The sequence below is a fragment of the Nocardiopsis sp. MT53 genome (assembly GCF_019598965.1).
In the GTDB taxonomy this organism is placed as follows: Bacteria; Actinomycetota; Actinomycetes; order Streptosporangiales; family Streptosporangiaceae; genus Nocardiopsis; species Nocardiopsis changdeensis.
Window position 1 is genome coordinate 1,589,326 of record NZ_CP080599.1, and the last position, 23,455, is coordinate 1,612,780.

Below are 23,455 nucleotides of genomic sequence, written 5' to 3' on the forward strand. Positions count from 1 at the left end.
ACCCGCAACGCGATTCCCGGCCGGGCGACACGGGCCCAGGGAGGGCGTGGAGGGCGCGGCGCGGCCCCCGGGTCAGCCGGGCGGCACGGGCCCCGGGTCCGTCCGCCGCGCCGTACCCCCGGGGCGGCGCAGGCCGACCTGGGCGTCGCGCACCTGGAGCGCCAGGTGCGTCTCCAGGCGGCGCGGCGAGGCGTCCCAGCCCGGGCCGAGCAGGGCGCCGATCCGGGTGAGCCGCTGCCGCACGGTGTTGCGGTGCAGGTGCAGCAGCTCGGCCACCCGGGCGACGCTGCCGTCGGTCTCCAGGTAGTAGAAGGCGGTGCGGGCCAGCTCGGTGCCCCGTTCTCTGTCGTAGGCCAGCAGCGGGTCGATGCCGCGGGTGAGCGACTCCGGCAGGCCCCCGGTGCGGGCCAGGTCGAGGATCGCGTGGACCATGCCCAGCCGGTCGCCGTCGAGCACTCCGTCCCGGTCCAGGGTGATGAGCGACCCGAGCGCGAGCGAGGCCCGCCGGTGCGCGTCGGGCAGGTCCCCCGGCGCCGTGACCGGGCCCGCCGCGCCGGCCCGCAGCGGTCGGCCCTGGCCGGCGAACGCCGTGCGCAGCCTGTTCTCCCAGTCGGGCGAGGCGGTCACCAGGCACAGGTGGTCGGAGTGCGCGGTCATCACGGTCCGGCCGAGGGCCGACCGCAGGACCTGCCGGTACCGCCGCGCCTGCGCGGCGGGCACGTCCAGGGCCACGCACCACAGGCGGTCGTCGGTGTGCAGGCCCCAGCGGCGCATCCGCCGCTCCAGCCGGTCGTGCGGGAGACCGGTCCCGGAGAGGAGGTCGTCGATCAGCTCGTCCTGGCCGCGCAGGTCGGTGTCCTCCTCGGCCCGGCTGAAGAGCAGGGCCAGGGCGGCGTGGACGGCGACCCTCTCCAGCAGCGCCCTGCCGTCGGCGCCCAGGACCGGCCCCGTGTGCAGGCTGCCCAGGGTCTCGGCCGCCGCGGTGACCGCGACGGCGGTCCCGGACTCGGGGACCCCGCCGGCCGGGTCCGCGGTCGTGGCGATCAGCGCGCCCGTGGTGTCCCGCAGGTACAGGTCGTCGTCGAGCGCTCCCCGTCCGACGGTGAGGACCCGCCCGACGTCGGGGGACACCATGACCGCGTCCAGCAGCCTGCGGTCCAGTTCCAGGATCCGGGTGGCCAGTTGCAGCTCGGCGGCGCTGCGTTTGTGCTCGGCGTTGAACAGCTCCGCCTGGCGGGCCGTCTCCTCGAAGCGCAGCGAGTTGTCGATCGCCACCGCGGCCTGCTTGGCGATCGACTCGACGCAGCTGACCTCCTCCGGCCCGAAGCGGCGCGCACGGCGCTCGGCCACGATGAGCGCGCCGATCACGCGCCCCGCGACCGTGAGGGGCGCGCCCATGATCGTCTCCACCGCCTCCGCGCGCACGATCTCGTCCACCTCGGGGTCGTGGACGACCGAGGCGTCGTCCAGGTACCCGGTGGTCTGGAAGGGCGCCAGGCCGGTGGCCACCTGCCCCAGCACCCCGACCCCGAGCGGCATCCGCAGGGCGCGGTACGCGGGTGTGGTGACGCCGTCGGACTGGCGGATGTAGGTGTCGCCGCGCTCGGGGTCGTTGAGGCTGATGTAGGCCATGTCCGCGCCGACGACGGCGCGGGTACGGCGGACGATCGCCTGGAGGACGGCCTCCACGTCCCGCAGGGCCGCGAGGTCGGTGGCCGTGTCGAGCAGGACGCGCAGCAGGTCCTCGCGGGAACGCCGCATGGTGTGCTCCATGCACACATCGTAGGAGGATCAATGGCCTCCAGCACATCGTGTGCTACATCACCGGCCCGTTAACTTTCTGTAAGTTGCCTGGTCAAGCCGTATATGTCGGTTCCGACCGGGCTTCCGCTCGTCTTGAGGCGTACGCGGACCACACGAGAAAGGACGGACGACGATGCGGATCACCGGAGCGGTGCTGGAGCGGATCGGGATGCCGCGGCCGTACGCCGGCTCGGCCCCCGTCAGCGTGACGCGACTGGAGCTGGGCGATCCGGGACCGACCGAGGTGCGGGTGCGGATCGAGGCGGCCGGGGTGTGCCATTCGGACCTGTCGGTGCTCGACGGCAACCGCGTCCGCCCGGTCCCCATGCTCCTCGGCCACGAGGCCGCCGGCCGGGTCGAGGCCGTCGGCTCCCAGGTGACCGACCTCGCCGTGGGCCGCCGCGTCGTCATGGCCTTCCTCCCCCGCTGCGGTGACTGCGACGGCTGCCGCACCGACGGCCGCCTCCCCTGCGGGCCGGGCAGCGTCGCCAACAACGAGGGGCGCCTGCTGAACGGCGGCCGGCGCCTCACCCGCGACGGCGAGACCGTCCACCACCACCTGGGGGTCTCCGGCTTCGCGACCCACGCCGTGGTGGACCGCGCCTCGCTGGTCCCCGTGGACGACGACGTCCCCGCGGAGGTCGCGGCGGTCCTCGGCTGCGCCGTGCTCACCGGCGGCGGGGCGCTGCTCAACGCGGTGCGGCCCGGGGAGGGCGAGAGCGTCATGGTCGTGGGCCTGGGCGGTGTCGGCATGGCCGCGCTGCTGGCCGCCGCGGCGCAGGTGACCGGCGACGTCATCGCCGTCGACACGGTCCCCGAGAAGCTGGAGCTGGCCCGGGAGCTGGGCGCCACCCGCGCCTACACCCCGGACGAGGTGTCCGCGCAGGGCATCAGGGCGTCCCACGTCATCGAGTGCGCCGGGCACCCGCGCGCGTTCGAGACCGCGTTCGCGGCCACGGCCCCGGGCGGCCGCACGGTGACCGTCGGCCTTCCCGGCCCCGACGCGACGGCGCGGCTCTCCCCGCTCACCATGACCGCCGAGGCGCGCACCGTCATCGGCTCCTACCTGGGCTCTGCCGTCCCGGCCCGGGACATCCCGACCTTCGCCCAGTGGTGGCGCGAGGGCCGCCTGCCCGTGGAGCGGCTCATCAGCCGCCGGATCCGCCTGGGCGAGATCAACGAGGCCATGGACGAGCTCGCCGACGGAAAGGCCGTGCGCCAGGTCATCGTCTTCGACGAGTGACCCGGCGATCCGCGTAGAAGTCATCCCGGGCGCCATCGTGCCCGGACCGCACGAAAGCACTGAGCACTGAACAATGAGTAAGAGATCCACCGGGCCGGACGCCGCCTCCCCCCACTGGAAGGCCGGACCGTTCGAGGTCCGCCTGCCGTTCGTCCACTACCGGTTCCAGTGGCAGGACTACACGCAGGGCCTGGTCATGTGCGCGGTCGACCTGTCCGCGATCCCCCTGCTGGTCGAGCTCCTCGGGATGCCCTTCGAGGCCGCGCTCGCCGTGGTCGTCCTCAACGGTGTGCTCTACCTGCTCCACCACCTGCTCGGCGACCCCGTGGTCCCGGGCTGGATCACGCCGGCCATCCCCCTGCTCATGGTGTACTGCCAGCAGTTCCCCGAGGGCCCCGAGCGGGTCCACGCCCTCATCGCCTTCCAGCTCGTGCTCGCCGCGCTGTCGATCACGCTGGGGGTGACCGGGCTGGCGGCGAAGGTGGTCCGGTTCATCCCGAACGCCCTGCGCGCGGGCATCGTCGTGGGCGCGGGCTTCGCCGCCGTCCAGAGCGTGTTCGCCGAGGGCGGCCGGTTCGAGTCGTTCCCCTGGACGATCTCGATCGCCGTGGGGCTGGCCTTCGTCCTGCTCTACTCCAAGGGCTTCGCCGCGGCGCAGAAGCGCAGCCGTGTGCTGCGGCTGATCGGGAGCCTGGGCATCCTGCCGTGCATCCTGCTCGCCGTCGTCGTCGCCCCGCTGTTCGGCGAGGCGCCCTGGCCGACCCTGGAGTGGGGCTTCGCGTCCCCCGACTTCGTCACCCTGTGGACGCAGTACACCGTCTTCGGCGTGGGCCTGCCCCCGCTGACGATGCTGGTCACCGTGATCCCGACCGTGGCCGCGGCCTACATCGTGGTCTTCGGCGACGTGCTCCAGGCCCGCGCCGTCCTCGACGAGGCCGCCGAGGTGCGCACCGACGAGAAGGTCCGCTACAACCCGAACCGCGCCCACCTGATCTTCGGCGCCCGCAACGCCGTCATGGGCGTGATCGGCCCGGACGTCACCATGTGCGGTCCGCTGTGGGCCGCGATGCACGTGGCCATCTCCGAGCGGTACAAGAAGGGCCGCGACGCGATGCAGTCGATCTTCAGCGGCGCCGGGTCGTTCCGCTGGGGCACCAACACCGGCCTGTGGCTGCTGCCGATCGTGTCGCTCGTCGAACCCGTGCTCGGCGTGGCGCTCGCCCTCACCCTCATCATCCAGGGGTTCGTGAGCGTCAAGGTCGGCATCCTCGAGGCGCGCAGCAGGACCGACCTGGGCATCGCCGGTGTCACCGGCGCCGTCCTGGCCCTCAACGGCGCCGCCTGGGGCTTCGCCGTGGGCATCGTCCTGTGCCTGCTCATGTACGGCCGCCGGTTCTTCTCCGGCGAGGACGACGGTGTGATCAACCACGGGGGGAAGACCGCCCCGGACGCCGCCGGGGACGCCGCCGGCGACACCGCGGGCGACGCCGTCCGGGACTGACGGCCCCCGCCCCGTCCGGCGGCCGCGACGGCCGGCGCCCCCGCCCCCGATCCCCCGGGGGACGGGGGCGCCGCCGTGTCCGCCGCGGTGTTCAGCCCGCCGGGACGGCACCGGGCGCGGCGACGGTGCCGCGCCGGCCCCAGGCGGCCAGGCGCCAGAGCCACTCGACCGGCCCCTGGGGGAAGCGGCGCAGCCACAGGACGGCGAACACCCACTGCGCGGCCAGGAGCGTCCCGGCGACCGCCAGCGCCACCGGAGGGGACTCGGCGATCGGCAGGCCCAGGAGGTGGGCGGCGCCCAGGACCAGGAGCGTGGCGCTCAGGTGCTGGGTCAGGGCGATCCGGCCCAGGGGCGCGAAGACGGCCGTCAGTACCGGCCGCAACGGCGTCCTGAGCAGGACCAGCAGGACGCACACGTACGTCGCGGTGCGCAGCAGGTCCGCCGTGAGGACCTGCCACGGCACGGGCCCGGGCCCCGCCGCGGCCGGCGCCGCCCACCCGGCGAGCACCGCTCCCGCCGCGCAGGCCAGGCCCACCAGGACCGGCCCGCGGGTGGAGTGGTCGATCCGCGCGACCACCCCGTAGCGGACCAGCGCCGACCCCGTCAGGAACAGCCCGGCGACCAGCAGCGGACCCCCCATGCCGAGGAGCAGCCCCGTCGGGACGAGCGCGGCGGCCGCCCCGGCGACCGCCCACCGGGGCAGCCAGGACGAGGGCAGCAGGACCAGCAGGCCGACGACGGCGTAGACGCTGAGGATGTCCCCCGGCCACAGCAGCCGGTGCAGGAGGCCGATCACCAGGAGCGCCAGGAGGCGCCGCAGCAGCACGAGCCGCGGGCGGGGGGCACGGTCGCGGGCGGACTCCAGCAGCAGGGAGAAGCCGATGCCGAACAGCAGGGACAGGACCGGGAGGCCCAGCCACACGTGCGCGGCGCCCATGGGCGGCTCCACGGTGGCGGTGGCGGTGCCGGCGATCAGCCGGATGTTGGACACGAGGATGCCGCACATGGCGACTCCGCGCAGCACGTCCAGCGCGACGAGGCGGGTCCGGGCCGGCGGGTCCGGAGCGGTGCGCCCCGGGAGGGAGGGTTCGTTTGCCATGGGGCCGAGCCTGACGGGCGGGACGGGTCCCGGGCACCGGCCGAAGGAAGGGTTCGCGGTCGCCGCGACAGTACTTTCGGCCGGTTCGCCGGCGGACCGGGCGTCCCTAGGCTGAACCCCGTGAACAGTGGAAACGGCTCCTCCCCTGGGCGGTCCCGGTGGCGCGGCCGGGCGGCGGACGCGGCCCTGGCCGCGGTCCTGGCGGCGGCGATCGCCTTCCAGGCGTACGGCATCGCGTCGACCTGGGGCGGCGGCTACTGGTGGCCGGGGGCGGCCGCGGGCGCGGCGGTGGGCGTGATCGCCCTGCTGCGCCGCCGCGGCCGGGCGGTGGCGGCGGCCGCCGGGCTGACCGTGGCGGCGGCCTCGGTACCGGTCTCCTGGTGGTTCGGACTGCCCGCGGAACCCGGCCCGGCCGCGGCCCTCGCGCTGGCGGTGCTCACCGCCTCCGCCGTCGGCCGCCTGCCGGCCCGGCCGGCCTGCGCGGTGGCGGCCGGGGGGCTCGCGGTGGTCGGGATCGCCGCCCTCCCCGAACTGGGCTCCTCCTCCGGCATGCCCGTGGTGTGGCTGAACCTGGTCCTGTGGCTGGGCGGCCTCGCGGCCGGCCTGGGCCCCCGCCTGCTGGCCGCCCGCCGGCGGCGGGCCGCCGAGCGGGTGCGCCGCGACGAGCGGCTGGCGGTGGCCCGGGAGCTGCACGACGTGGTCGCCCACCACATCACCGGCATCGTGATCGAGGCGCAGGCCGGACGGATCGAGGCCCCCGAGGGTCCCGGCGGCGGGAGGAGCCGGGACTCCTTCGCCGCCATCGAGGCCGAGGGGGCCGAGGCGCTGGCCGCGATGCGCCGCGTCGTCGGCCTGCTGCGCGAGGAGGACGGCGCCTCCCTCTCCTCCCCCGCCGAGCGGCTCACCGACCTCGTCGAACGGTTCGAGCGCCGGGGCGGTCCTCCGGTGCGCCTGCACCGGCCCGAGGACGAACCGGCGTGGCCGCCCGAGATCGCCGCCGCCGTCCACCGCGTCGTCCAGGAGTCGCTGACCAACGTCGCGCGCCACGCCGCGAACGCCGGGGAGGTCACCGTCCGCGTCACCCGGGACGGGGAGGAGCTCACCGTGGAGGTCGCGGACGACGCCCCGGGCCCGCCCCCTCGGCCGCGGCCGGGCGGGTACGGACTGGTCGGCATGCGCGAGCGGGTCCGGGCCCTGGGCGGCACACTGGAGGCCGGACCCCGCGGCGGGGGCGGCTGGTCCGTCGTCGCCGTCCTGCCCCTCGCCGACCGGAGGAGCCCATGACCGTCCGCGTACTGGTGGCCGACGACCAGGCGATGATCCGCAACGGCCTGCGCAGGATCATCGAGAGCCACCCCGGCCTCACCGTCGTGGCGGAGGCGGCGGACGGCGTCGAGGCGGTCGAGGCGGCCAGGCGCCTGCGCCCGGACGTGTGCCTGGTCGACATCCGCATGCCGCGCCTGGACGGCCTGGAGGTCACCCGGCTGCTGGCCGGCCCGGGTGTGGCCGACCCGCTGCGGGTCGTCGTGGTGACCACGTTCGACCTCGACGAGTACGTCTACGGGGCGCTGCGGGGCGGGGCCGTGGGCTTCGTCCTCAAGGACGCCGGGCCCGCCCTGCTCATCGAGGCCGTCCTGTCGGCGCACGCCGGGGACGCCCTCATCTCACCGGCGGTCACCCTGCGGCTGCTGCGGCACCTGACCGCGGCGGCGCCCGGCCGGGCCCCTGCGAACCCGCTGTCCGAGCGCGAGACCGAGGTGACCCGCGCCGTCGCCCGGGGGCGCACCAACCAGGAGGCCGCCGACGAGCTGTTCATCTCGGTCAGCACCGTCAAGGGCCACATGTCCGCCATCCAGGCCAAGCTCGGCCTGCGCAACCGCGTGGAGGTCGCCGCCTGGGCCTGGGAGCACGGCCTGATGGACTAGGGAGCCCGCCGCGTCACCCGGCGGGGGCGCGGTACTCCCAGCCGGTCAGGGCGAGGGCCTCCGCGCGCTCCCGGACCACGCCCATGCGGGCGGAGCGCTCGGCCTCGTCCCGGTGGGCGGCCGCCGCCGTCACCTGGCCGGGCCACTTGCGGTAGAGCAGGCCGGGTTCGGCGGTGAACCAGCCGCGGGCGACCGCGTTGAGCGCGAGCAGGAGCCCGGTGTCCTCGGAGGCCGGCAGGGCCATCCACCCGCCCAGGGCCAGCAGCAGGTCCCGGCGCACGCACAGCGTGGCGGGGTGGACCTGCGCCCGGAAGCCGTGCGCCTTCCAGAAGTCCAGCACGGCGCCGCGTTCGATCGGCCCCTCCTCGGGGTCGCTGTCGAAGCCCTCGGTGGTGCCGTCCGGCAGCAGGTCCAGGGCACGCGAGGTGGCCCAGGCCGCCCCCTCGGTCAGGGCTCGGATGTCCCGGGCCAGGGCCCCCGGCGTGAGCCGGTCGTCCGCGTCGAGCACCTTGACGAACTCGCCCTCCGCCCGGCTGAGGCCCAGGGTCCGCGCCATGCCCGCCCGGCCGGCCCGCCCCTGCCCGAAGCTCACCCGGCCGTCGTCCGGCAGGTACGGGCTGACCCCGTCGGTCTCGCCGTCCTCCTGGACGACCCACTGCCACTCCCAGCCGTCGGGCAGTACCTGCTCCGCCAGCGACCGGTGGGCCTCCGGCAGGAACCCCGCCCCGGGCGCGTGGACCGCCGTGATGACGGTGATCAGTCGGGGCATCGGCTACCAGCGCTCCAGCGGGGTCGTGAAGACCGCTTCGGTGCGGTCCCCGGGGAGGATGACCTCGGACCACTCGACGGCGCGGCCCCGGGTGTCGACCGAGGTCCTGTGCAGGACCATGACCGCGGTGCCCGCGCCCAGGCCGAGCCGTTCCGCCTCCTCCCCGGTCGGGAGGCGGGCCGTGACCCGCTCCTCGATCCGGTCGAGCTCGATGCCCACGGTGTGCAGCTGGCTCTGCGTGCCGCCGGGCCAGGGCTCCCTCGTCTCGTCGAGCAGGTCGGGGTTGCCCTCGATGAGGTCCACCACCAGGTAGGAGCGCACCAGGTTGAACGGGACGGGCTCGTCCCGGTGGCGGGTCCGGTAGAGGCGCTCCAGCAGCGCCGTCCCGGCGGGGACTCCGAGGGCGCTGGAGAGCTCCGCGTCGGCCTCCACCCGGTGGTAGGCGGCACTGAACACCAGGTCGTCGACCTCCAGGCCGGTGTCGCGCTCGGTGGCGCCGGTGGACAGCCGCTCGCCCAGGCCCGTCCGGGCCCGGTCCTTCTCCCACTGGTGCCGGTCGTTGGAGCGGCGGACCGCGCGGCGGGGCCTGCGCACCACGTCCCCGCGCCCGTCCCCGCCCTCGACCAGCCCCTCGGCCCGCAGCAGGCCGAGGGCCCGGCGCACGGCGGGCAGCGCCTCGCCGTAGCCGTCGGCCAGCTCCGCCTCCCCGGGCAGCGGCTCCCCCGGCTCCGTTTCCCCGGCCCGGATACGCCGCCGCAGGTCCTCCGCGATGCGCTCGTGGGCCTCCCCCGCGGCCATACGCCGACCCCCGTCCTCCCCCTAGGCGTCCCGCCGACCCTAACCCCGCCAGGCCCCGCCCGCCCCGCACCCCCGCGGCGCGCCCCACCCCCGGGGGTTCGAGGAGACCCGCCGCCGCTACTGAGCCTGGGACCTTCGGCACGCGTTCAGCACGGGCGTCGGCGGTCTCCGTGAACGTGGCCGTGTATTGGCCGTGGTCACCCACCGAGACCCGCCGCCGTCCACCGAGACACGAAAAAGGCCCCGCCGCCTGTTCGCACAGGTGGCGGGGCCTTTTCGCATGTCTTGAGGTTGTGGCTAGGGGCGGGGTCGAACCGCCGACCTTCCGCTTTTCAGGCGGGGTAGGCGGAGCGGCCCCGTCCTGCTCTGCGGGGCGCACGTCCGGCTCGGTCCGGAAGAGTCCACCCCCGGCTGCTGTCGTTGCTGTCACTGCTGCTGTCACTTCGTCGCCCCCTCCCGGCCTCCCCCGGCCAGGGCCACCGGCCGCGCGCCACCGCGACGCCGCACCCGCGCTCCTCCCCCACCGCCCCGGCCCGCCACAGGAGGACGGCCACCACTCCTCTGGGCCGAGGTGCCCGATAGCGCCGGGGCCGGCCACCCCAGACAGTCGCCCTCCGCTATCGGGTGCCTCGGGTTCTGTCACGCCATCAGCCAATTTCTCCGAAACGGCAACCATCCGTCGGCGCACAGCGTCATGATGCCAACCAGATCGGCCATCGGCCGCGCTCGGGACCGGGCGTCAGCCCGCAGCCCGAGCGGCGGCCGTAGGCCGCTGCGACGGCGCTCGCGCCGTCGCCTTGATCCCATACAGCCCAACTCGGCAAAGGTAGAGCAAAGATGATCGATATAACACCCACGAAAATGGATGCAGTTCCTGGAAATTTCTGGCTCTCAACATCGCCGGAAAAAAGGATCCCAGGATTCTTAACTTTGAATAGTGGCTGGCCGAAAATTGAGTTGATGGGAGAACTGCTCCCAGTTTTTGAAGTCGCGGACGAGAGCCCAACCCATACGTCTTACAAGGCGGCCCCTCACTCTCAACCAGATGCTATTATCCACGGAATAATCAGCGCCCCCCGAGGAAAAGTAACACTCTCAGGGGCTCATATAAAAAAGAGCAATACCGCTCTTTTTGGGGATGCGGTCGTCCAGCAGACCCTTTCCTCGGACGAAGCATTCATTGGAGCACACTTGGAGAGCCCTCGGCAAAAGTTCTCCAAGCTTCAATTTTCAACAGAGCGGCTGGGCTACTGGGCGGAAATCGATGGGGTTTCAGCGAAAATGAAGCCCGACTTCAGCTCTTTTGAAATTCACTACGAAAAAAAGGAGCGCCCGGAAATCGACTTGACAGTCATCCCCGGAACTCTCCGCCTCCACCAAAAAGTTAGCTTCACACGGCCCACACACGCAGGCGCCGGAGTAAAGACTTCGACTTGGCTGCGGTTCGACTCCAGAGAGAAGGCAACAGTCAACGACTATCGAGAAATGATAGCAGGCCCGGTGTCAAATCTTTTGACATTCCTATTCGGCAAGTACTGCCACGTGGGAAAGATAGAAGTTGCCGACCCAGGGATCGAATCAGCAAACTGGATAGAGGTGGTCCGATACTCTAACGATTTCGACGACTCTGATACGAAGCAGAGCCCCTTCCTAGACCTTGAAGGCATTGGCCTGGAAAACCTCGGAAAATTTATCGACAATAGTACAAAACTACAGATTTTTTCTAACATCATCGCTGGGGCGGATTCCAGAGATTCATCTCTGGAAGGAAAATTTGTGCAGCTGGCCTTCGCAGCGGAGGGTCTACACCGAACCCTGAACTCTAGCGCCAAGTTTTTCACAAGGGAAGAGGCAGAACCCGTCCTGAAAGCCATCAAGGGGTGCGAGGCAGAAAATCACGTGAAGGAAAGAATCGCGGGCGCCGCGAAGCAGTATCTTGGAGAGCTCAGCTTTCCACAGCGCCTGCTATCTCTAGCGCAAATTGCGGAACTTTCGGCACCTGGAATATCCGGAAAAACTAAACTATGGAAAGAAGGCATTACTCAACTTAGAAATGGACTGGCACACGGATCCTCTCTGGAAATAACAAATGAAAAAGTCAACAGTTACTATATTCTGACGGAATCTCTCCATTGGATCCTGAAGCTCTGCATTCTTTCCGAATCAGGACTCCCGAGCGAAAAAATAAAGCAGGGCCTGGAGAATCATGAAAGCTACACAAAATTCAAGACAAGCGCCCGAAATTATCTTCCCAGGGTCTACGAAGCCTGACAACTAAGCGCACATAAATTTATTGGAATTAAGCTATGGCCAAGTTTCCTTTTCTGACATTAGGAACCACATTTTTTCGCGAACCAGGTCTTGCGGCCGGAGAGGGTGGCGTAGCTGCCCCATGAGTGGGCAAGGGCGTCCACAAGGAACAGGCCACGGCCGTGTTCGGCGTCGGGTGCGGGCTGCGCCACATACGGGGCGTCGAAATACGAACCGCCGTCGTGCACGGTGACGCGCACGCTGTGGCCGTGCTCGTGCTCGATGAGGACTCCGAAGCCGGCCTCGGGCAAGCCGGACGGGGAGTGCTGCACGGCGTTGGTCGCCAACTCGCTCGTGAGTAGTACCGCGTCGTCCACCACCGGGCAGTCGCCCAAGCGGTCGGCGACGAACGCGCGCACAGCCGCGACCTGGTCAGGGCGGCCGTAGAACCACCCGTGGTGGACGGTCACCGTGCGGTGGGACCTGTCTGCATGGAGGGACATGGGGTTTCACCTCGTGCTCTGAGCGCAGGGGGCAGACACTGAGCTGCATGACTAGTACTATTAGTACGGCTACCGTACATCGAATGCGTGTGTAGCGCATCGGTTTGCGCGCACAATAAGTACGGGTCTTGTAGTCCAAGTGAGGAGAGTGCCCATGTTCGGCCTGTCTGTGCGGTTCACGCTCAAGGACGATGCCGCCGCCGACGGCTTCGACGCCCTGGTGGCGGAGACGCTTCCGCTCATCCGCGAGAACGAGCCGGGCACGCTCGTCTACGCGGTCCACACAGTGGAGGGCAAGCCGCTGGAGCGGATCTTCTACGAGCTGTACGCCGACCGCGACGCCTTCGACGCGCACGAGGAGCAGCCGCACGTGAAGCGCTTCCTGAACGCTCGCGGTGCGTTCCTGGCCTCGGTGGACGTGGACGTCCTCTCCCTGCTGGACGCCAAGGGTGTTCAGGGGTGAGCACCGACTACCAAAAGGCGCTCGGCCGCAAGGTGGCCAAGCACCGCAGGCAACGCGGTCTCTCCCAACGCGAGTTCGCCGGACTCGTCGGCCGCTCCGAGACCTGGGTGTCCCAGGTCGAACGCGGGGTGCGCAAGGTCGACCGCATGGTGGTCCTCGAAAAGCTGGCCGAGGTCCTGGAGATCCCCGTCTCCGAGCTCGCCGCCGAGGCCCCCATCGTCGCCGCCTCCAACGAGGAGCCTCCGGGCAGTAGCCGCCTGCGCCTGATCCTGAGCGGGTCGCATGCCCTGGCCGCGCTGCTGCGCCGCAACCCCGCGACGGTCGATCTGGACGACCTCCGCCGGCGGGTCGATCACGCCTGGGAGCTGACGCACGCCAGCGCCTACACGGAACTGACCGAGATCCTGGAATCGCTCATCCCGGACCTGGAGTCGGCCGCGCGCTCGGTGCCCAACGGCGAACGCCTGGAGCTGTTCCGGCTCCTCAACGCCGCGTACCGGGCCTGCTCCTCCACGCTCTCCCGCCTGGGTGAGTACGAAGCAGCGTGGATCGCCGCCGACCGCGCCATCACCGCCGCCGAGCGGGCGGAAGATCCGCTCCTCATGGCGGCCGGTGAGTTCCGCCTGTGCCTGACCTTCCAGGGTGCGCGCCACTACGACCAGGTAGAGGCCACCGCACAGACCGCGTGCGAGGCGCTGAGCGATCTCGTTGCGGAGGGTAACCCCGAGGCCATGTCCGTCTACGGGGCTCTGACACTGCAACGCGCGGTCGCCGCCGCCCGGGGCAACAAGGCGACGGTCGCCTATCGCCACGTGGCCGAGGCCAAGCGGATCGCGGACGCCATCGGCGGAGAGCGCAACGACTTCAACACCGAGTTCGGTCCGGCGAACGTGGGCCTGCACGAGGTGTCCGTGGCCGTGGACCTGGGCGACGCCGGGGTGGCGCTGCGAGCGGCGGAAGAGGTGGATGTGTCGGTCCTGTCGCCGGAACGCCGGGGCCGCTTCCTGATCGACGTCGCCCGTGCCCAGCTCCAGCGCCGCAACGTCGACGGTGCCGTGGCCACCCTGGAGGAGGCGGAGCGGGTCACGCCCGAACAGGTCCACTCGCATCCGATCGTGCGACAGGTCGTCGGCGACCTCATGGCGATTCAGGACCCTGCCGGGTCGGCACTCACCGGCCTTGCGAGGAGGGTGGGCGCACTCTGAGTGCTAGCTAGTACTTCATGTACTAGACAAAACAAAAAGTGCGGATTAGTGTGTGGTAGGTCGCACCGTCCTTCCTGCTGTGGAGGGGTGCGGCCGACCACACACTTTCGTTTGCGCCCACAGGCGCGGTGAGGAGTCCGCATGGCTATCCAGGGTGCGTTGGCCGTCGAGTTCGGGACGGTGTTCCCGCACGGTGCGTTCGCGCTGGGGGTGGAGGCGATCACCGACTTCGAGACCAAGCGGCCCCAGCTCGACAAGGACACGGGGCTGCCGCTGTGGGCGGTGGACGTGATCGACGCCGATCCCGAGGCCCGTGGCAAGGCCAAGAGCGTGAAGGTCAAGATCGCCGCCGAGCACTGCCCGATCCTGCCCGACGAGGTCCCGGGCCTGCCGTTCCGGCCGGTGGAGTTCGAGCACATGGCCGTCATGCCCTACGTGGACGACAACGGCCGCCGCCCCCGGGTCGCCTACTCGCTGCGCGCCCGTGGGGTGAAGGCTCCCGGCACCGCTGCGGGCGCTCGTCGTGCCCCGGCCAAGGACGCCGCCTGACCCCCTGCGTGACATGAGACGGGGCGGCCTGGTGCTGCAACACCTAGCCGCCCCTACAACCCTCCCGGAAGCTTCCCAACTTTCAGAAGAGGTGTCTTCAGTATGTCCGAAAACCGACCCGACCCGTCCGAGCTGACCGGCCCCCAACTGGTCCGGGCCTTCCTGTCCGAGTTCGACAAGCCGCGCACGACCAAGGCCGAGCGGGCCGCGTTCTTCGACTTCAAGGCCCGGGTGTTCGCCGCCATCGCGGACCGGGATGGCAACCCCGACGCCGCCCGTGCCGCCGAACGCGCCCGGGTCGCCCGTGACCGGCTCCTGTCCGAAGCCGAGACCGCGAACGGCGGTGGGGCGTGATGCTGCGTCAGCCCAAGGTGGGTGCCGCCCAGACCTCCCCGACCCTCCCCACACCCGCCCAGGGGGTGCGGTTCACGACTCCAATCGTGGAAACCCCTGGCATCGTCGTCCTGGCCTCCTGGATCTGGCGGCTGACCCGGTTCCTGGTCGCGTTGCCGTTCCGATTCCCCGTCATGGTCTCCGGGCTGTCCGTCTCCGTCGCCGCCTGGTGGTGGCTGGGGTGGCCCGGTCTCGCCGGGCTCTGGGCCGCCGCCTCCCTGGTCTCGCTGGTGTGGTGGCGTGCCTGGCCCGACTCGCACCGGCGCTGGGTCACCCTGCGCGTTCTGGCGTGGTGGCGGCACGTCACCGTCTACCGACGCCACTGGCAACCGGTCCTGGTCATCGCCGGGCTGGCCGAGTCCTACCAGGAACGCCGCTACCTGCCCCGCATCCGCCGTGTCACCTGTGACACCTGGGCGGACCGGGTGCGGGTCTCCCTGGTGGCCGGCACCGCTCCGGCCGACTTCGAGCACAAGGTGTCCGAGCTGGCGCACGGGTTCGCCGCCCCGTCCTGCCGGGTGACCGTCAACGGTCCCCGCGACATCACCTTGGAGTTTCCCCGGCGCGACACCCTGGCCGAACCCCTCGACGCCTTTCCTATGACGCACCACGTGAACCTCGATGCCCTTCCTGTGGGGCGGTGTGAGGACGGCTCGCCCTGGGTGCTCAAGCTCCACGGCACACACGTCCTGGTGGTCGGTGTGACCGGCTCAGGCAAGGGCTCGGTGATCTGGTCGGCCGTCCGGGCAATGCTCCCGGCTGTGGCGAACGGGACGGCACAGGTGTGGGCGATCGACCCCAAGCGCATGGAGCTGTCCTACGGGCGGGACCTGTTCGCCCACTACGCCGACGACGGCGAATCCGCGGTGGCGCTGCTCGAACGAGCCGTGGCCGACATGCAGGACAGGGCCGAACGCTACGCGGGGAAACTGCGTTCCCACGTGCCCACGACCGATGACCCCTTCGTGATCGTGGTCCTGGACGAGGTCGCCTTCCTGACGGCCTACCACCCCGACCGGGACGTGCGCCGCCGGGCGGAGAACGCCATCGCCACCCTCACCTCACAGGGCCGTTCGGTCGGTTTCGCCGTCCTGGCCGCACTCCAGGACCCGCGCAAGGAGGTCATGAACCTGCGCAACCTCTTTCCCGACAAGGTCGCCCTGAGGTTGGACGAGGCCTCACAGGTGGACATGGTCCTCGGCGAGGGTGCCCGTGACCGGGGCGCGAACGCGCACCTGATCGACCCGACCCTTCCCGGTGTCGGCTACGTCCGCCTCGAAGGCTCACCGGCTCCGGTGCGAGTGCGGGCCGCGTATGTCTCCGACGAGGACATCACCGCGATGGCCGGGGGCTACGAATCGGGTGTTGTTTCCGGGGGTGAGGGCTGATGGCGATCGTTGAGTACCGCTCGTACGACGATCAGGGACACGATAAGGACAGCGCCCAGTATGACCACGGCGATCAGGGCCACGACCTCGTTCACGAGAGCGATCAGCACCATCCCGACGGTGAACGGCACAAGGCTGAGAACCCGCACGACGTAGTCGCTCTTCGACATCCCCTGAGCCTAGAGCGATCCGCAGAGGGCCCACAAGCCAAGGCGGTGGCGTGATGCCGACGCCTACCGGTAAGTCCACCCGGGCCGAACGCCTCGCGCAACCCCTGGCCCGTGAGGTGGCCGAACAGGTCGCCGCCGACCACGGCGTGTGCATCCGCCCCGTGTCCCTACGACGTACCGACATCGCCACGGGCCGGACCGAGGTCATCGACGTCCCCTGCGGGTCCACCCTGGAATCCCGCTGCCCCGCCTGCGCCAAGCGCAAGCGGTCGCTGCGGCGGACCCAGTGCGAAGAGGGCTGGCACCTGGACACCGAACCCGTGATCCAGCCCGACCCGCCCACCGACGCCCAACGGGCCTGGGTGGAACAGCGGGCCATGGTGACGGCCGAACGCGACCGGCTCGCCGCCACGGGGGCGGCCTCGGCGGAGGACCTGGCCGCGCTAGACGCCGCCATCTGTGATCTGGACGAGGAGATCACCGCCTCCGGGCTCCGGGGCTCAGTCACCCGGTCAACCGACACCGCCACGGCCAAGCCACGTCGGGTGCGCTCCACCAAGCGCCGCCAGGATGCCCCGGACCTGCCCAAGCGGCCCATGACAAGGAAGACGGTCGGAAGGGCCTACACCGATCCCGCCTCTGGCAGGGTGTTTCGGCCGTCGCTGTTCATCACCCTGACCCTCGACTCCTACGGGCGGGTCCGCTCTGACGGCACCCCGGTGGACTTCTCCACCTACGACTACCGGCGCGCGGCCCGGGACGCCCTGCACTTCTCCAAGCTCGTGGACCGGTTCGTGCAGAACCTCCGACGGGTCGCCGGGTTCGACGTCCAGTACTTCGCCGCCGTCGAACCCCAACGCCGTCTCGCTCCACACCTGCACATGGCCACCCGGGGAACCCTCCCCCGGGCCGAGCTGCGCCAGATCGCCGCCGCCACCTACCACCAGGTCTGGTGGCCCAACGCCGATACGGTCCGCTTCGACGGCGACCACCTTCCCGAATGGGACGCCTCTGCGGGAACCTTCCTCGACCCGGCCACGGGCGAACTGCTCCCCACGTGGGACGAAGCGTTGGACGCCTTGGACGAGAACCCCGACGCCCAGCCCCATCACGTGGTGCGCTTCGGCCGACAGGTGGATGCCAAAGGGGTTGTGGCTGGCTCCGCTGACGCCGACCGGTGCGTGCGCTACCTGGCGAAGTACCTGACCAAGGACATCGCGGACTGCCACGCCTCCGAGACCACCCGCCAGGAACAGCACGTGGACCGGCTCTTGGAGGCGCTGCGCTTCGAGCCGTGTTCGCCCCGGTGTGCGAACTGGCTGCGCTACGGGGTCCAGCCCGACGAGGCCAAGCCGGGTATGCGCCCGGGGTTCTGCCGCTCCAAGGCCCACCGGCGCGAGCACCTGGGCTACGCGGGCCGGCGCGTCCTGGTCTCGCGCAAGTGGTCCGGCAAGACCCTCGCCGACCACAAAGCCGACCGCCTCGCCTGGGTCCTGAACGCACTCGGCGTGACCACCGGCGATGACGGCCAAGATGACGGGGACAACCCGCGCCCCGCCCCACTGACGGTCGCCTCCGGCTCCTACGCCTGGGAACTCGCCCGCCCCACCGACCCCGACGTCGCCCCCCGCGAACGCCGGCTGCTCCGAGCGGTCGGTGAATCGCTCAAGCGCCGGGCACAGCTCGCCGCCGCCCTGGACCCCGAACATTCGGCAACTCCCGAACAGGAAGCAGCGTGACCATGACAGAACTCCTCCTGACCGTCGAAGAGGCCGCCGAGCGCCTGCGCGTGAGCCGCTGGATGGTCTACAACCTCATCCGCTCCCGCACGCTCCGCACGGTCAAGATCGGGCGCCGCCGCCTGGTGCCCGTCGCCGCGCTCCCCGAGTGCTTGGAAGCCCTGGAGGACGCCGCGTGAGCGCCGCAGAGGGCAAGGACCGCCGCAGAGGCCGCCGACGTGCCGCCAACGGCGAGGGAAGCGTCTGGCAGCGCAAGGACGGCCGGTGGGCCTTCGCTGGATACGTGCTGGCCACTGACGGCACGTACAAGCGCGTCCAGGGCTACGGCCGCGACCAGGCCGACGCACGGTCCAAGCTGAACAGGCTTCTGGCCGACTCCGACCGGGGCATCCCGGTCGCCTCCGAGAACTGGACGGTGGCCGAGTACCTGGCCTACTGGCTGGAACACGTGGTGCGGGCCGAGCGCCGCCCCAAGACGGTGCAGGGGTACGAGGGCGTCATACGCCGCTACCTCGTCCCCGGCCTGGGGAAGAAGCGGCTGGCCAAGCTGACGGCCCGGGACGTGCGGACCTTCGTCACGAACATTCGGCAACTGTGCCAGTGCTGCCGCAACGGCACCGACGCCGCCCGGGAGCGCCCCCGGTGCTGCGCGCTCCCCCGGCCCGAGTGCTGCGGGCACCGGCTGTCGGCGCGCATGGTGCAGTCCATTCACGCCGTGCTGCGCAACGCGCTCCAGACGGCGGTGCGGGAGGAGGTCATCCCGCGCAACGTGGCGTCCCTGGTGAAGGTCGCTCCCCCGCGCTACACGGTGAACCGGGGCCTGGACGTGGCGCAGTCCCGGCGACTGCTCAAGGAGGCCGAGGGCGACCGGTTCCACGCGCTGTACGTCCTGGCGCTGTGCCTGGGCCTGCGGCGCGGGGAGCTGCTCGGGCTGCGCTGGCGTGACATCGACCTGGAGGCCGGCCGCCTGGAGGTGGTCCACACCCTCCAACGGGTCGACGGGAAGCTGTCGCTGGTGCCGCCCAAGACGGAGGACTCGGCGCGCACGGTGCCCCTGCCGGGGTTCTGCGTGGACGCGCTCAAGGCCCATCGGAGGCGCCAGTTCGCCGAGCGCTCGGACGCCTTCCCCGACTGGGAGGAACAGGGCCTGGTGTTCCCCTCGCGCCGGGGCACTCCCCTGGAGCCGGACAACCTGCGCCGGAGCTGGGAGCCGCTGCGCCGGGCGGCGGGCCTGGAGGGGATGCGCTTCCACGACCTGCGGCACACGTGCGTGACGCTGCTGCTGAACCTGGAGGTGCCGCCGCAGGTGGTCCGGGAGATCGTGGGGCACAGCGACATCGGGGTCACGATGACGATCTACGCGCACGCCTCGCTGGACGACAAGCGGCGTGCTCTGGGGAAGCTCGGGGACGCGCTCGGATGACCGGGTTGCTGTCGCGTAGCTGTCAAAAACGCCCGGAGCCGTGTGGCTTCCGGGCGTTCGTACTGCTCAGTGTGAGTGGCTAGGGGCGGGGTCGAACCGCCGACCTTCCGCTTTTCAGGCGGACGCTCGTACCAACTGAGCTACCTAGCCGTACCGCCGAGAGATCGGCGAGCGCGGTCCTGACGGGATTTGAACCCGCGGCCTCCACCTTGACAGGGTGGCGAGCACTCCTAACTGCTCCACAGGACCTGGTTTCGGTCGCTTCCCGGGGCTCCCCGGTCCGCGTCCGCGGTTCCATTCTGCCAGACATCCGACAGTGGTCGAACCGCCTTGTACCCCCAACGGGATTCGAACCCGCGCTACCGCCTTGAAAGGGCGGCGTCCTAGGCCGCTAGACGATGGGGGCCCGTGTGACAGGTCCAGCATAGGGGAGATTCCCACCAACACCAAAGCGATTTGCCCACTCCGGGGAAAGCGTCCCGACCTGCGGCGACGCCGTCCGTACGGGCTGTTCAGCGGTCCCGTCCGCCGTCGTCGGACTCCTCGTCGGCGTCCGGCGAGGGCTCGCCCACCGGCCGGTCCGGGTCGGCCTCGATGTGGCGTTCGACCTGGGCCGACGTCAGCCCGAGCCCGCCCAGGTCGATGTCGTCGCGGGCCTGCAGCCGCCCGGTCTCGGAGTCGAAGTACAGCACCGAGGCCTGGTACGGGGTCGGCCGCCCCCGGCCGTGATCAAGGCCACGCAGCCCGGCGCCGCCGGTGGAGCCCTGGACGAGGAACCGGGTGCCCTCGTCGGAGACCCGGGTGGAGCGCAGGTGGTCGCCGCCGGTGAGCACCAGCGGGACGACCCCGTCGAACGCCTCCGCCTGCGTCTGCGTGTGCAGGAGGGCGAGGTCGACCTCCTCCCGGCTCCCGATGACCTCCGCCGCCTGCTCCTCGCCGAGCGCGGCCACGCCTTCGGCCGTCGGGTTGAGCCGGGTCGCGTCGGGCGTGTAGCGGGGGTCCCCCGCCCCGTACAGGGTGAGCCCGCCGACCTCGCGGATCTCCCCGTCCAGCACCACGGCGTTGGGCTGGGCCGCCACCGCGCGCTGGGTGCCCATGGAGTCGTGCTGCCCGCGCACCCACACGTAGGGGACGTCGAGTTCGCCGATCTCGTCGGCGAACACGTCCTCGGCGGCGCTGCCCCGGTCGGTGAGGTCGCCGGAGTCCACGATGAAGTCGACGGCGTACTGCTCCCGCAGGGTGCGGATGATGCTCCACGACGCCGGGTTGAGCTGGATGTCGGACACGTGCAGCACCCGGATGACCGTCTCGTCCTCCTCGTACACCGGCAGGCCCGAGGTCGCCTCGTAGATCATCGCGACGTTGCCGACCAGCCCGGCGAGCTGCTCCTGGTACTCGTTGAACCGGCCCACGACCTCCTCGGCGCTGCCGACGACCTGGGGGGCGCCCGCGATCAGGCCGGTGTAGCGGGGCTCGGCGATGGCGCTCGGGTTGAAGGTGTACCCGGCGGCCGCCCCGGAGCCGGCCAGGACCGCCAGGCAGACCCCGGACCCGGCCAGCGCCCGCCACGCGTTGCGGAACAGCAGCAGGCCCATGACGGCCGCGCCCAGCGCCGCGGCGAGGATCGACCGGACCACCAGGGCGATGACCCCCTCGCGCAGGTCGGAGCCGATCCCGGCGGCCATCCGGTTGATGGCGTCGGGGTCGGCGAACATCTCCTGGGCCGCGGAGAGCCGGATGTCGGAGATGGTCGCCTCCAGCCGCAGCGGCGCGCTGTGGGTGTCGAAGGCGAGCTGCCCCAGGGGCGCCACGTTGACGACGGTCTCGCCCCGCCACTGGGGGCTGAGGCTCAGGGTGACGTCCGCGGGTCCGATCGGGGTGACGACCTGGCCGGCCAGCGCCAGGCCGAGCCATCCGCCGACCAGGCCCGCGACGACGACGCAGCTCCAGCGCCAGGCCCGGCCGGCCCGTATCCGGGACAGGGCCTCGCGGAGGCGCCGGGCGGCGCCGCGGAAGTCGTACGCGCGGATCGCTTCCCAAGACAACACCCCCCCATCATGCCGCTGACGGGGACCGTTCCCAACGTTTCCTCCCGACCAGAGTGTTATGTCGATCCCGCCCCCGGACGCGGGGTCGGCGGGGCGGCGCCCGGGCGGCACAATGGCGGTTGTGGTGGAACTGACGCGCAGGGAGTTCGAGGAACTGGTCGCCGACGCGCTGGACCAGATCCCGCCGGAGCTGGCGGGCCTCATGGACAACGTGGTGATCACCGTCCAGGACGAGTCGCCCGACGGGCTGCTCGGCCTCTACGAGGGAATTCCGCTGACCGAGCGGGGGGATTCCTACTTCGGCGTGCTGCCGGACCAGATCTTCATCTACCGGCTCGGCATCTGCGCGATCTGCGAGACCAGGGAGGACGTCGTCGAAGAAGTCCTGATCACGGTCGTCCACGAGATCGCGCACCATTTCGGTATTGACGACGAACGCCTGCACGAGCTGGGCTGGGGCTGATCGGGATCGCCCTGATGGGCGCTGCGAGACCGACCGAAACCCCCGCCCCCCAAGGGGACCGGGTACCACTCCGAGCGCTCTCCGTACACGGATCCGCGGCCGCGGACCGCCGGCTCGCACCCCCGGATCGCCTGTCCTTTCGGCGTTTCCACAGCGAGCGGCGGAAACGGCTCCGAGTACCGATGGGGACCAAGGCCCCGTGATCCGACGATCCACTACCCCCAGCAACGAATCAGACACGAATTCCTTGCAACGCCTTGCGAGGAAGCTCACGTTCCGGGACGGTTGGTCATTGGGACACGACACAGCGTGATTTCAACCCTGTAACAGTAAGGGAGTGCCGGATGGCCAATCCGCGCCTCGACAAGACACCTGACGACGAGGGCCACGAGCCCCCGTCTTCCCCCCAGAAGGACGCTTGGCGCAGCAGCTATCGCGAGGTCATGGCGCTCCGGGAGTTCCGTGCCATCTGGTCGGCCCACACCATCGCCACCATCGGCACCAACCTCCTCAACATCGCGGCGAGCATCCTCGTCTACCAGATCACCGGCTCGCCCCTGGCCGCGGGTTTCACCATCGCCCTCGGCTTCCTCCCCCCGCTCATCGCCGGGCCGTTCCTCTCCGGGCTGGCCGACCTCTTCCCGCGCCGCCGGGTGATGGTGGTCTGCGACCTCCTGCGCGCCGTGCTCATCGTCTCCATCGGCATCCCGGGACTGCCGCTGTGGGCGGTATGGCTGCTGCTGTTCTGCTCGGTGCTGCCCGCGCTCCCCTTCGCCGCCGCCCGCGCCGCCATGCTGTCCGAGATCATCCAGGGCGAGCGCTACGTCGCCAGCACGGCGATCATCCAGCTCACCGCCCAGGTCGGGATCCTGGTGGGCTTCATGGCCGGGGGCTTCACCTCGGGCCTGTTCGGACCGCACGCCACCGTGATGTGCAACGGGGCGCTGTTCGTCGTGACCGCGCTCATCGTGCGGTTCGGGGTCAAGGCGCGGCCCGCCCCCGAGCGCACGGAGAAGGAGGAGGGCGGCGGTTTCGCGACGGTGGTCGCCGGCGGGGCCAGGCTGGTCTTCGGCGACCCCCGGCTGCGCACGCTGGCCCTGATGGCCTGGCTGGCCGGGCTCTACATGGTCCCCTACGGGTTGGCGACCCCGCTGGCGGCCGAGGCGGGCGGCGGTGAGACCGCGGCCGGCGTCGTGATGGCGGGGACGTCGATCGGCGCCCTCGTGGGCGGCCTGGTGCTGACCCGCCTGGTGCCGCCGGTGACCCGGCTCCGGCTGCTGGGCCCGCTGGCCGTGCTGGCGTCGGTGCCCCTGCTGGTGTGGCTGTTCGACCCGCCGCTGTGGCTCATGGTGGTCGCGCTGGCGGCGTCCGGCGCCACCGCCTCCTACCAGTTCGTGGCCAACGCCGCGTTCGTGCTGTGCGTCCCGCCGGACGGCCGGGCGCGGGCCTTCGGCCTGGTCGCCGCGGGCCTACAGGTCTCCCAGGGACTGGGCATCCTGGCGGGCGGCTTCTTCGCGGAGTTCTTCGGCACCGGAACGGTCGTGGTCGGCGCGGGCGTGCTGGGCATCGTGTTCGCGCTGCTGCTGGCCCTGCCCTGGTCGCGGATGAGCGACGAGGTCACGCGCAGGATGCAGGAGACCGAGGCCCCGGCCTGACCAGGGGTCCGGACCCGCGCTCCGCGGCCGTCCGCAGCACCGCCGCGGGGCGCCGGTCCCCGGCCCGG

Annotated in this window: 22 protein-coding genes and 4 tRNA genes; 15 read left to right on the plus strand and 11 right to left on the minus strand. The window is 71.0% G+C overall.

Annotated elements, in window-relative coordinates:
* Positions 1-72: 72 nt before the first annotated feature.
* Positions 73-1,773: a helix-turn-helix domain-containing protein gene (locus K1J57_RS06760; protein ID WP_220563608.1), complete on the minus strand. Its 1,701-nt coding sequence runs from the start codon at positions 1,771-1,773 to the stop codon at positions 73-75.
* 163 nt (positions 1,774-1,936) lie between these two features.
* Here K1J57_RS06760 and K1J57_RS06765 point away from each other — a divergent pair, with 163 nt between their 5' ends.
* Positions 1,937-3,046: an alcohol dehydrogenase catalytic domain-containing protein gene (locus tag K1J57_RS06765; protein WP_220563609.1), complete on the plus strand. Its 1,110-nt coding sequence runs from the start codon at positions 1,937-1,939 to the stop codon at positions 3,044-3,046.
* 73 nt (positions 3,047-3,119) lie between these two features.
* The gene (locus K1J57_RS06770) at positions 3,120-4,547 is read left to right on the plus strand and encodes a hypothetical protein (RefSeq protein ID WP_220563610.1); all 1,428 of its coding nucleotides are present in this window, start codon (positions 3,120-3,122) and stop codon (positions 4,545-4,547) included.
* Between the two features lie 91 nt (positions 4,548-4,638).
* Here K1J57_RS06770 and K1J57_RS06775 read toward each other — a convergent pair whose 3' ends face one another.
* On the minus strand, positions 4,639-5,646 hold the full coding sequence (locus tag K1J57_RS06775; protein ID WP_220563611.1) for a DUF418 domain-containing protein: 1,008 nt from the start codon (positions 5,644-5,646) through the stop codon (positions 4,639-4,641).
* Between the two features lie 120 nt (positions 5,647-5,766).
* Between K1J57_RS06775 and K1J57_RS06780 the strand changes: the two genes are divergently transcribed.
* Both K1J57_RS06780 and K1J57_RS06785 read left to right on the plus strand, forming a co-directional pair.
* On the plus strand, positions 5,767-6,930 hold the full coding sequence (locus K1J57_RS06780) for a sensor histidine kinase (RefSeq protein WP_220563612.1): 1,164 nt from the start codon (positions 5,767-5,769) through the stop codon (positions 6,928-6,930).
* Positions 6,927-7,571, plus strand: coding sequence for a response regulator transcription factor (locus K1J57_RS06785; protein ID WP_220563613.1), 645 nt, complete (start codon positions 6,927-6,929; stop codon positions 7,569-7,571). Before K1J57_RS06780 ends, K1J57_RS06785 begins: the two co-directional genes overlap by 4 nt.
* Positions 7,572-7,584: 13 nt before the next feature.
* Here K1J57_RS06785 and K1J57_RS06790 read toward each other — a convergent pair whose 3' ends face one another.
* The 3 genes from K1J57_RS06790 to K1J57_RS06800 form a co-directional block, all read right to left on the minus strand.
* Positions 7,585-8,340 (minus strand): glycosyltransferase, encoded by a 756-nt coding sequence (locus K1J57_RS06790; protein ID WP_220563614.1) that lies wholly within the window; start codon positions 8,338-8,340, stop codon positions 7,585-7,587.
* 3 nt (positions 8,341-8,343) lie between these two features.
* The gene (locus tag K1J57_RS06795; protein ID WP_220563615.1) at positions 8,344-9,138 is read right to left on the minus strand and encodes a GntR family transcriptional regulator; all 795 of its coding nucleotides are present in this window, start codon (positions 9,136-9,138) and stop codon (positions 8,344-8,346) included.
* Positions 9,139-9,432: 294 nt separating this feature from the next.
* A tRNA-Phe gene (locus K1J57_RS06800) sits at positions 9,433-9,506 on the minus strand.
* 469 nt (positions 9,507-9,975) lie between these two features.
* Here K1J57_RS06800 and K1J57_RS06805 point away from each other — a divergent pair.
* Positions 9,976-11,409: a HEPN domain-containing protein gene (locus K1J57_RS06805; RefSeq protein ID WP_220563616.1), complete on the plus strand. Its 1,434-nt coding sequence runs from the start codon at positions 9,976-9,978 to the stop codon at positions 11,407-11,409.
* 59 nt (positions 11,410-11,468) lie between these two features.
* Here the strand turns inward: K1J57_RS06805 and K1J57_RS06810 are convergent, their stop codons facing one another.
* Positions 11,469-11,891, minus strand: a complete 423-nt coding sequence (locus tag K1J57_RS06810; protein ID WP_220563617.1) for an ATP-binding protein — start codon at positions 11,889-11,891, stop codon at positions 11,469-11,471.
* A gap of 154 nt (positions 11,892-12,045) precedes the next feature.
* Between K1J57_RS06810 and K1J57_RS06815 the strand changes: the two genes are divergently transcribed.
* The 5 genes from K1J57_RS06815 to K1J57_RS06835 all read left to right on the plus strand — a co-directional run bounded on the left by K1J57_RS06815 (position 12,046) and on the right by K1J57_RS06835 (position 15,889).
* Positions 12,046-12,354, plus strand: a complete 309-nt coding sequence (locus K1J57_RS06815) for a putative quinol monooxygenase (RefSeq protein WP_220563618.1) — start codon at positions 12,046-12,048, stop codon at positions 12,352-12,354.
* On the plus strand, positions 12,351-13,559 hold the full coding sequence (locus K1J57_RS06820; RefSeq protein WP_220563619.1) for a helix-turn-helix domain-containing protein: 1,209 nt from the start codon (positions 12,351-12,353) through the stop codon (positions 13,557-13,559). The genes K1J57_RS06815 and K1J57_RS06820 overlap by 4 nt, the downstream gene beginning before the upstream one ends.
* Before the next feature lie 141 nt (positions 13,560-13,700).
* On the plus strand, positions 13,701-14,108 hold the full coding sequence (locus tag K1J57_RS06825; protein ID WP_220563620.1) for a plasmid replication, integration and excision activator: 408 nt from the start codon (positions 13,701-13,703) through the stop codon (positions 14,106-14,108).
* A 102-nt stretch (positions 14,109-14,210) separates the two neighbouring features.
* Positions 14,211-14,462: a hypothetical protein gene (locus K1J57_RS06830; protein WP_220563621.1), complete on the plus strand. Its 252-nt coding sequence runs from the start codon at positions 14,211-14,213 to the stop codon at positions 14,460-14,462.
* Positions 14,462-15,889: an FtsK/SpoIIIE domain-containing protein gene (locus K1J57_RS06835; RefSeq protein WP_220563622.1), complete on the plus strand. Its 1,428-nt coding sequence runs from the start codon at positions 14,462-14,464 to the stop codon at positions 15,887-15,889. Before K1J57_RS06830 ends, K1J57_RS06835 begins: the two co-directional genes overlap by 1 nt.
* Here K1J57_RS06835 and K1J57_RS06840 read toward each other — a convergent pair.
* Positions 15,853-16,059 carry a hypothetical protein gene (locus K1J57_RS06840; protein WP_220563623.1) on the minus strand — a complete coding sequence of 69 codons (207 nt, stop codon included), beginning with the start codon at positions 16,057-16,059 and terminating at the stop codon, positions 15,853-15,855. The two genes, K1J57_RS06835 and K1J57_RS06840, sit on opposite strands and share 37 nt — an antisense overlap.
* A gap of 53 nt (positions 16,060-16,112) precedes the next feature.
* On the opposite strand from K1J57_RS06840, the gene K1J57_RS06845 reads away from it, so the two are divergent.
* Genes K1J57_RS06845 through K1J57_RS06855 form a run of 3 tightly spaced genes read left to right on the plus strand, consistent with a single transcriptional unit; the run spans position 16,113 to position 19,221 of the window.
* Positions 16,113-17,798 (plus strand): replication initiator, encoded by a 1,686-nt coding sequence (locus K1J57_RS06845; RefSeq protein WP_220563624.1) that lies wholly within the window; start codon positions 16,113-16,115, stop codon positions 17,796-17,798.
* A 2-nt stretch (positions 17,799-17,800) separates the two neighbouring features.
* The gene (locus K1J57_RS06850) at positions 17,801-17,977 is read left to right on the plus strand and encodes a helix-turn-helix domain-containing protein (RefSeq protein ID WP_083926642.1); all 177 of its coding nucleotides are present in this window, start codon (positions 17,801-17,803) and stop codon (positions 17,975-17,977) included.
* Complete coding sequence (locus K1J57_RS06855; protein ID WP_255646869.1) at positions 17,974-19,221, plus strand: site-specific integrase; 1,248 nt, start codon at positions 17,974-17,976, stop codon at positions 19,219-19,221. Before K1J57_RS06850 ends, K1J57_RS06855 begins: the two co-directional genes overlap by 4 nt.
* A gap of 76 nt (positions 19,222-19,297) precedes the next feature.
* On the opposite strand, the gene K1J57_RS06860 is transcribed toward K1J57_RS06855, so the two are convergent.
* From K1J57_RS06860 to K1J57_RS06875, 4 genes are all read right to left on the minus strand, one after another.
* A tRNA-Phe gene (locus K1J57_RS06860) sits at positions 19,298-19,371 on the minus strand.
* A gap of 24 nt (positions 19,372-19,395) precedes the next feature.
* A tRNA-Asp gene (locus K1J57_RS06865) sits at positions 19,396-19,470 on the minus strand.
* Between the two features lie 84 nt (positions 19,471-19,554).
* Positions 19,555-19,627: transfer RNA gene (locus K1J57_RS06870), tRNA-Glu, on the minus strand.
* Positions 19,628-19,733: 106 nt separating this feature from the next.
* Positions 19,734-21,266, minus strand: a complete 1,533-nt coding sequence (locus K1J57_RS06875; protein WP_220565380.1) for a metallophosphoesterase — start codon at positions 21,264-21,266, stop codon at positions 19,734-19,736.
* Positions 21,267-21,381: 115 nt separating this feature from the next.
* On the opposite strand from K1J57_RS06875, the gene K1J57_RS06880 reads away from it, so the two are divergent.
* Entirely contained in the window at positions 21,382-21,732 is a 351-nt protein-coding gene (locus K1J57_RS06880; RefSeq protein WP_220563625.1) for a metallopeptidase family protein, read from the plus strand.
* Between the two features lie 344 nt (positions 21,733-22,076).
* Complete coding sequence (locus K1J57_RS06885) at positions 22,077-23,387, plus strand: MFS transporter (RefSeq protein ID WP_220563626.1); 1,311 nt, start codon at positions 22,077-22,079, stop codon at positions 23,385-23,387.
* Positions 23,388-23,455: the final 68 nt, after the last annotated feature.

Bases quoted from the DNA above. Each gene is read 5' to 3' on its own strand.
- K1J57_RS06840 (WP_220563623.1), bottom strand. From the start codon at position 16,059: ATGTCGAAGAGCGACTACGTCGTGCGGGTTCTCAGCCTTGTGCCGTTC.
- K1J57_RS06835 (WP_220563622.1), top strand. From the start codon at position 14,462: ATGCTGCGTCAGCCCAAGGTGGGTGCCGCCCAGACCTCCCCGACCCTC.
- K1J57_RS06825 (WP_220563620.1), top strand. From the start codon at position 13,701: ATGGCTATCCAGGGTGCGTTGGCCGTCGAGTTCGGGACGGTGTTCCCG.
- K1J57_RS06805 (WP_220563616.1), top strand. From the start codon at position 9,976: ATGATCGATATAACACCCACGAAAATGGATGCAGTTCCTGGAAATTTC.
- K1J57_RS06815 (WP_220563618.1), top strand. From the start codon at position 12,046: ATGTTCGGCCTGTCTGTGCGGTTCACGCTCAAGGACGATGCCGCCGCC.
- K1J57_RS06765 (WP_220563609.1), top strand. From the start codon at position 1,937: ATGCGGATCACCGGAGCGGTGCTGGAGCGGATCGGGATGCCGCGGCCG.
- K1J57_RS06885 (WP_220563626.1), top strand. From the start codon at position 22,077: ATGGCCAATCCGCGCCTCGACAAGACACCTGACGACGAGGGCCACGAG.
- K1J57_RS06810 (WP_220563617.1), bottom strand. From the start codon at position 11,891: ATGTCCCTCCATGCAGACAGGTCCCACCGCACGGTGACCGTCCACCAC.
- K1J57_RS06770 (WP_220563610.1), top strand. From the start codon at position 3,120: ATGAGTAAGAGATCCACCGGGCCGGACGCCGCCTCCCCCCACTGGAAG.
- K1J57_RS06775 (WP_220563611.1), bottom strand. From the start codon at position 5,646: ATGGCAAACGAACCCTCCCTCCCGGGGCGCACCGCTCCGGACCCGCCG.
- K1J57_RS06760 (WP_220563608.1), bottom strand. From the start codon at position 1,773: ATGGAGCACACCATGCGGCGTTCCCGCGAGGACCTGCTGCGCGTCCTG.
- K1J57_RS06850 (WP_083926642.1), top strand. From the start codon at position 17,801: ATGACAGAACTCCTCCTGACCGTCGAAGAGGCCGCCGAGCGCCTGCGC.
- K1J57_RS06845 (WP_220563624.1), top strand. From the start codon at position 16,113: ATGCCGACGCCTACCGGTAAGTCCACCCGGGCCGAACGCCTCGCGCAA.
- K1J57_RS06790 (WP_220563614.1), bottom strand. From the start codon at position 8,340: ATGCCCCGACTGATCACCGTCATCACGGCGGTCCACGCGCCCGGGGCG.
- K1J57_RS06880 (WP_220563625.1), top strand. From the start codon at position 21,382: ATGGCGGTTGTGGTGGAACTGACGCGCAGGGAGTTCGAGGAACTGGTC.
- K1J57_RS06795 (WP_220563615.1), bottom strand. From the start codon at position 9,138: ATGGCCGCGGGGGAGGCCCACGAGCGCATCGCGGAGGACCTGCGGCGG.
- K1J57_RS06785 (WP_220563613.1), top strand. From the start codon at position 6,927: ATGACCGTCCGCGTACTGGTGGCCGACGACCAGGCGATGATCCGCAAC.
- K1J57_RS06830 (WP_220563621.1), top strand. From the start codon at position 14,211: ATGTCCGAAAACCGACCCGACCCGTCCGAGCTGACCGGCCCCCAACTG.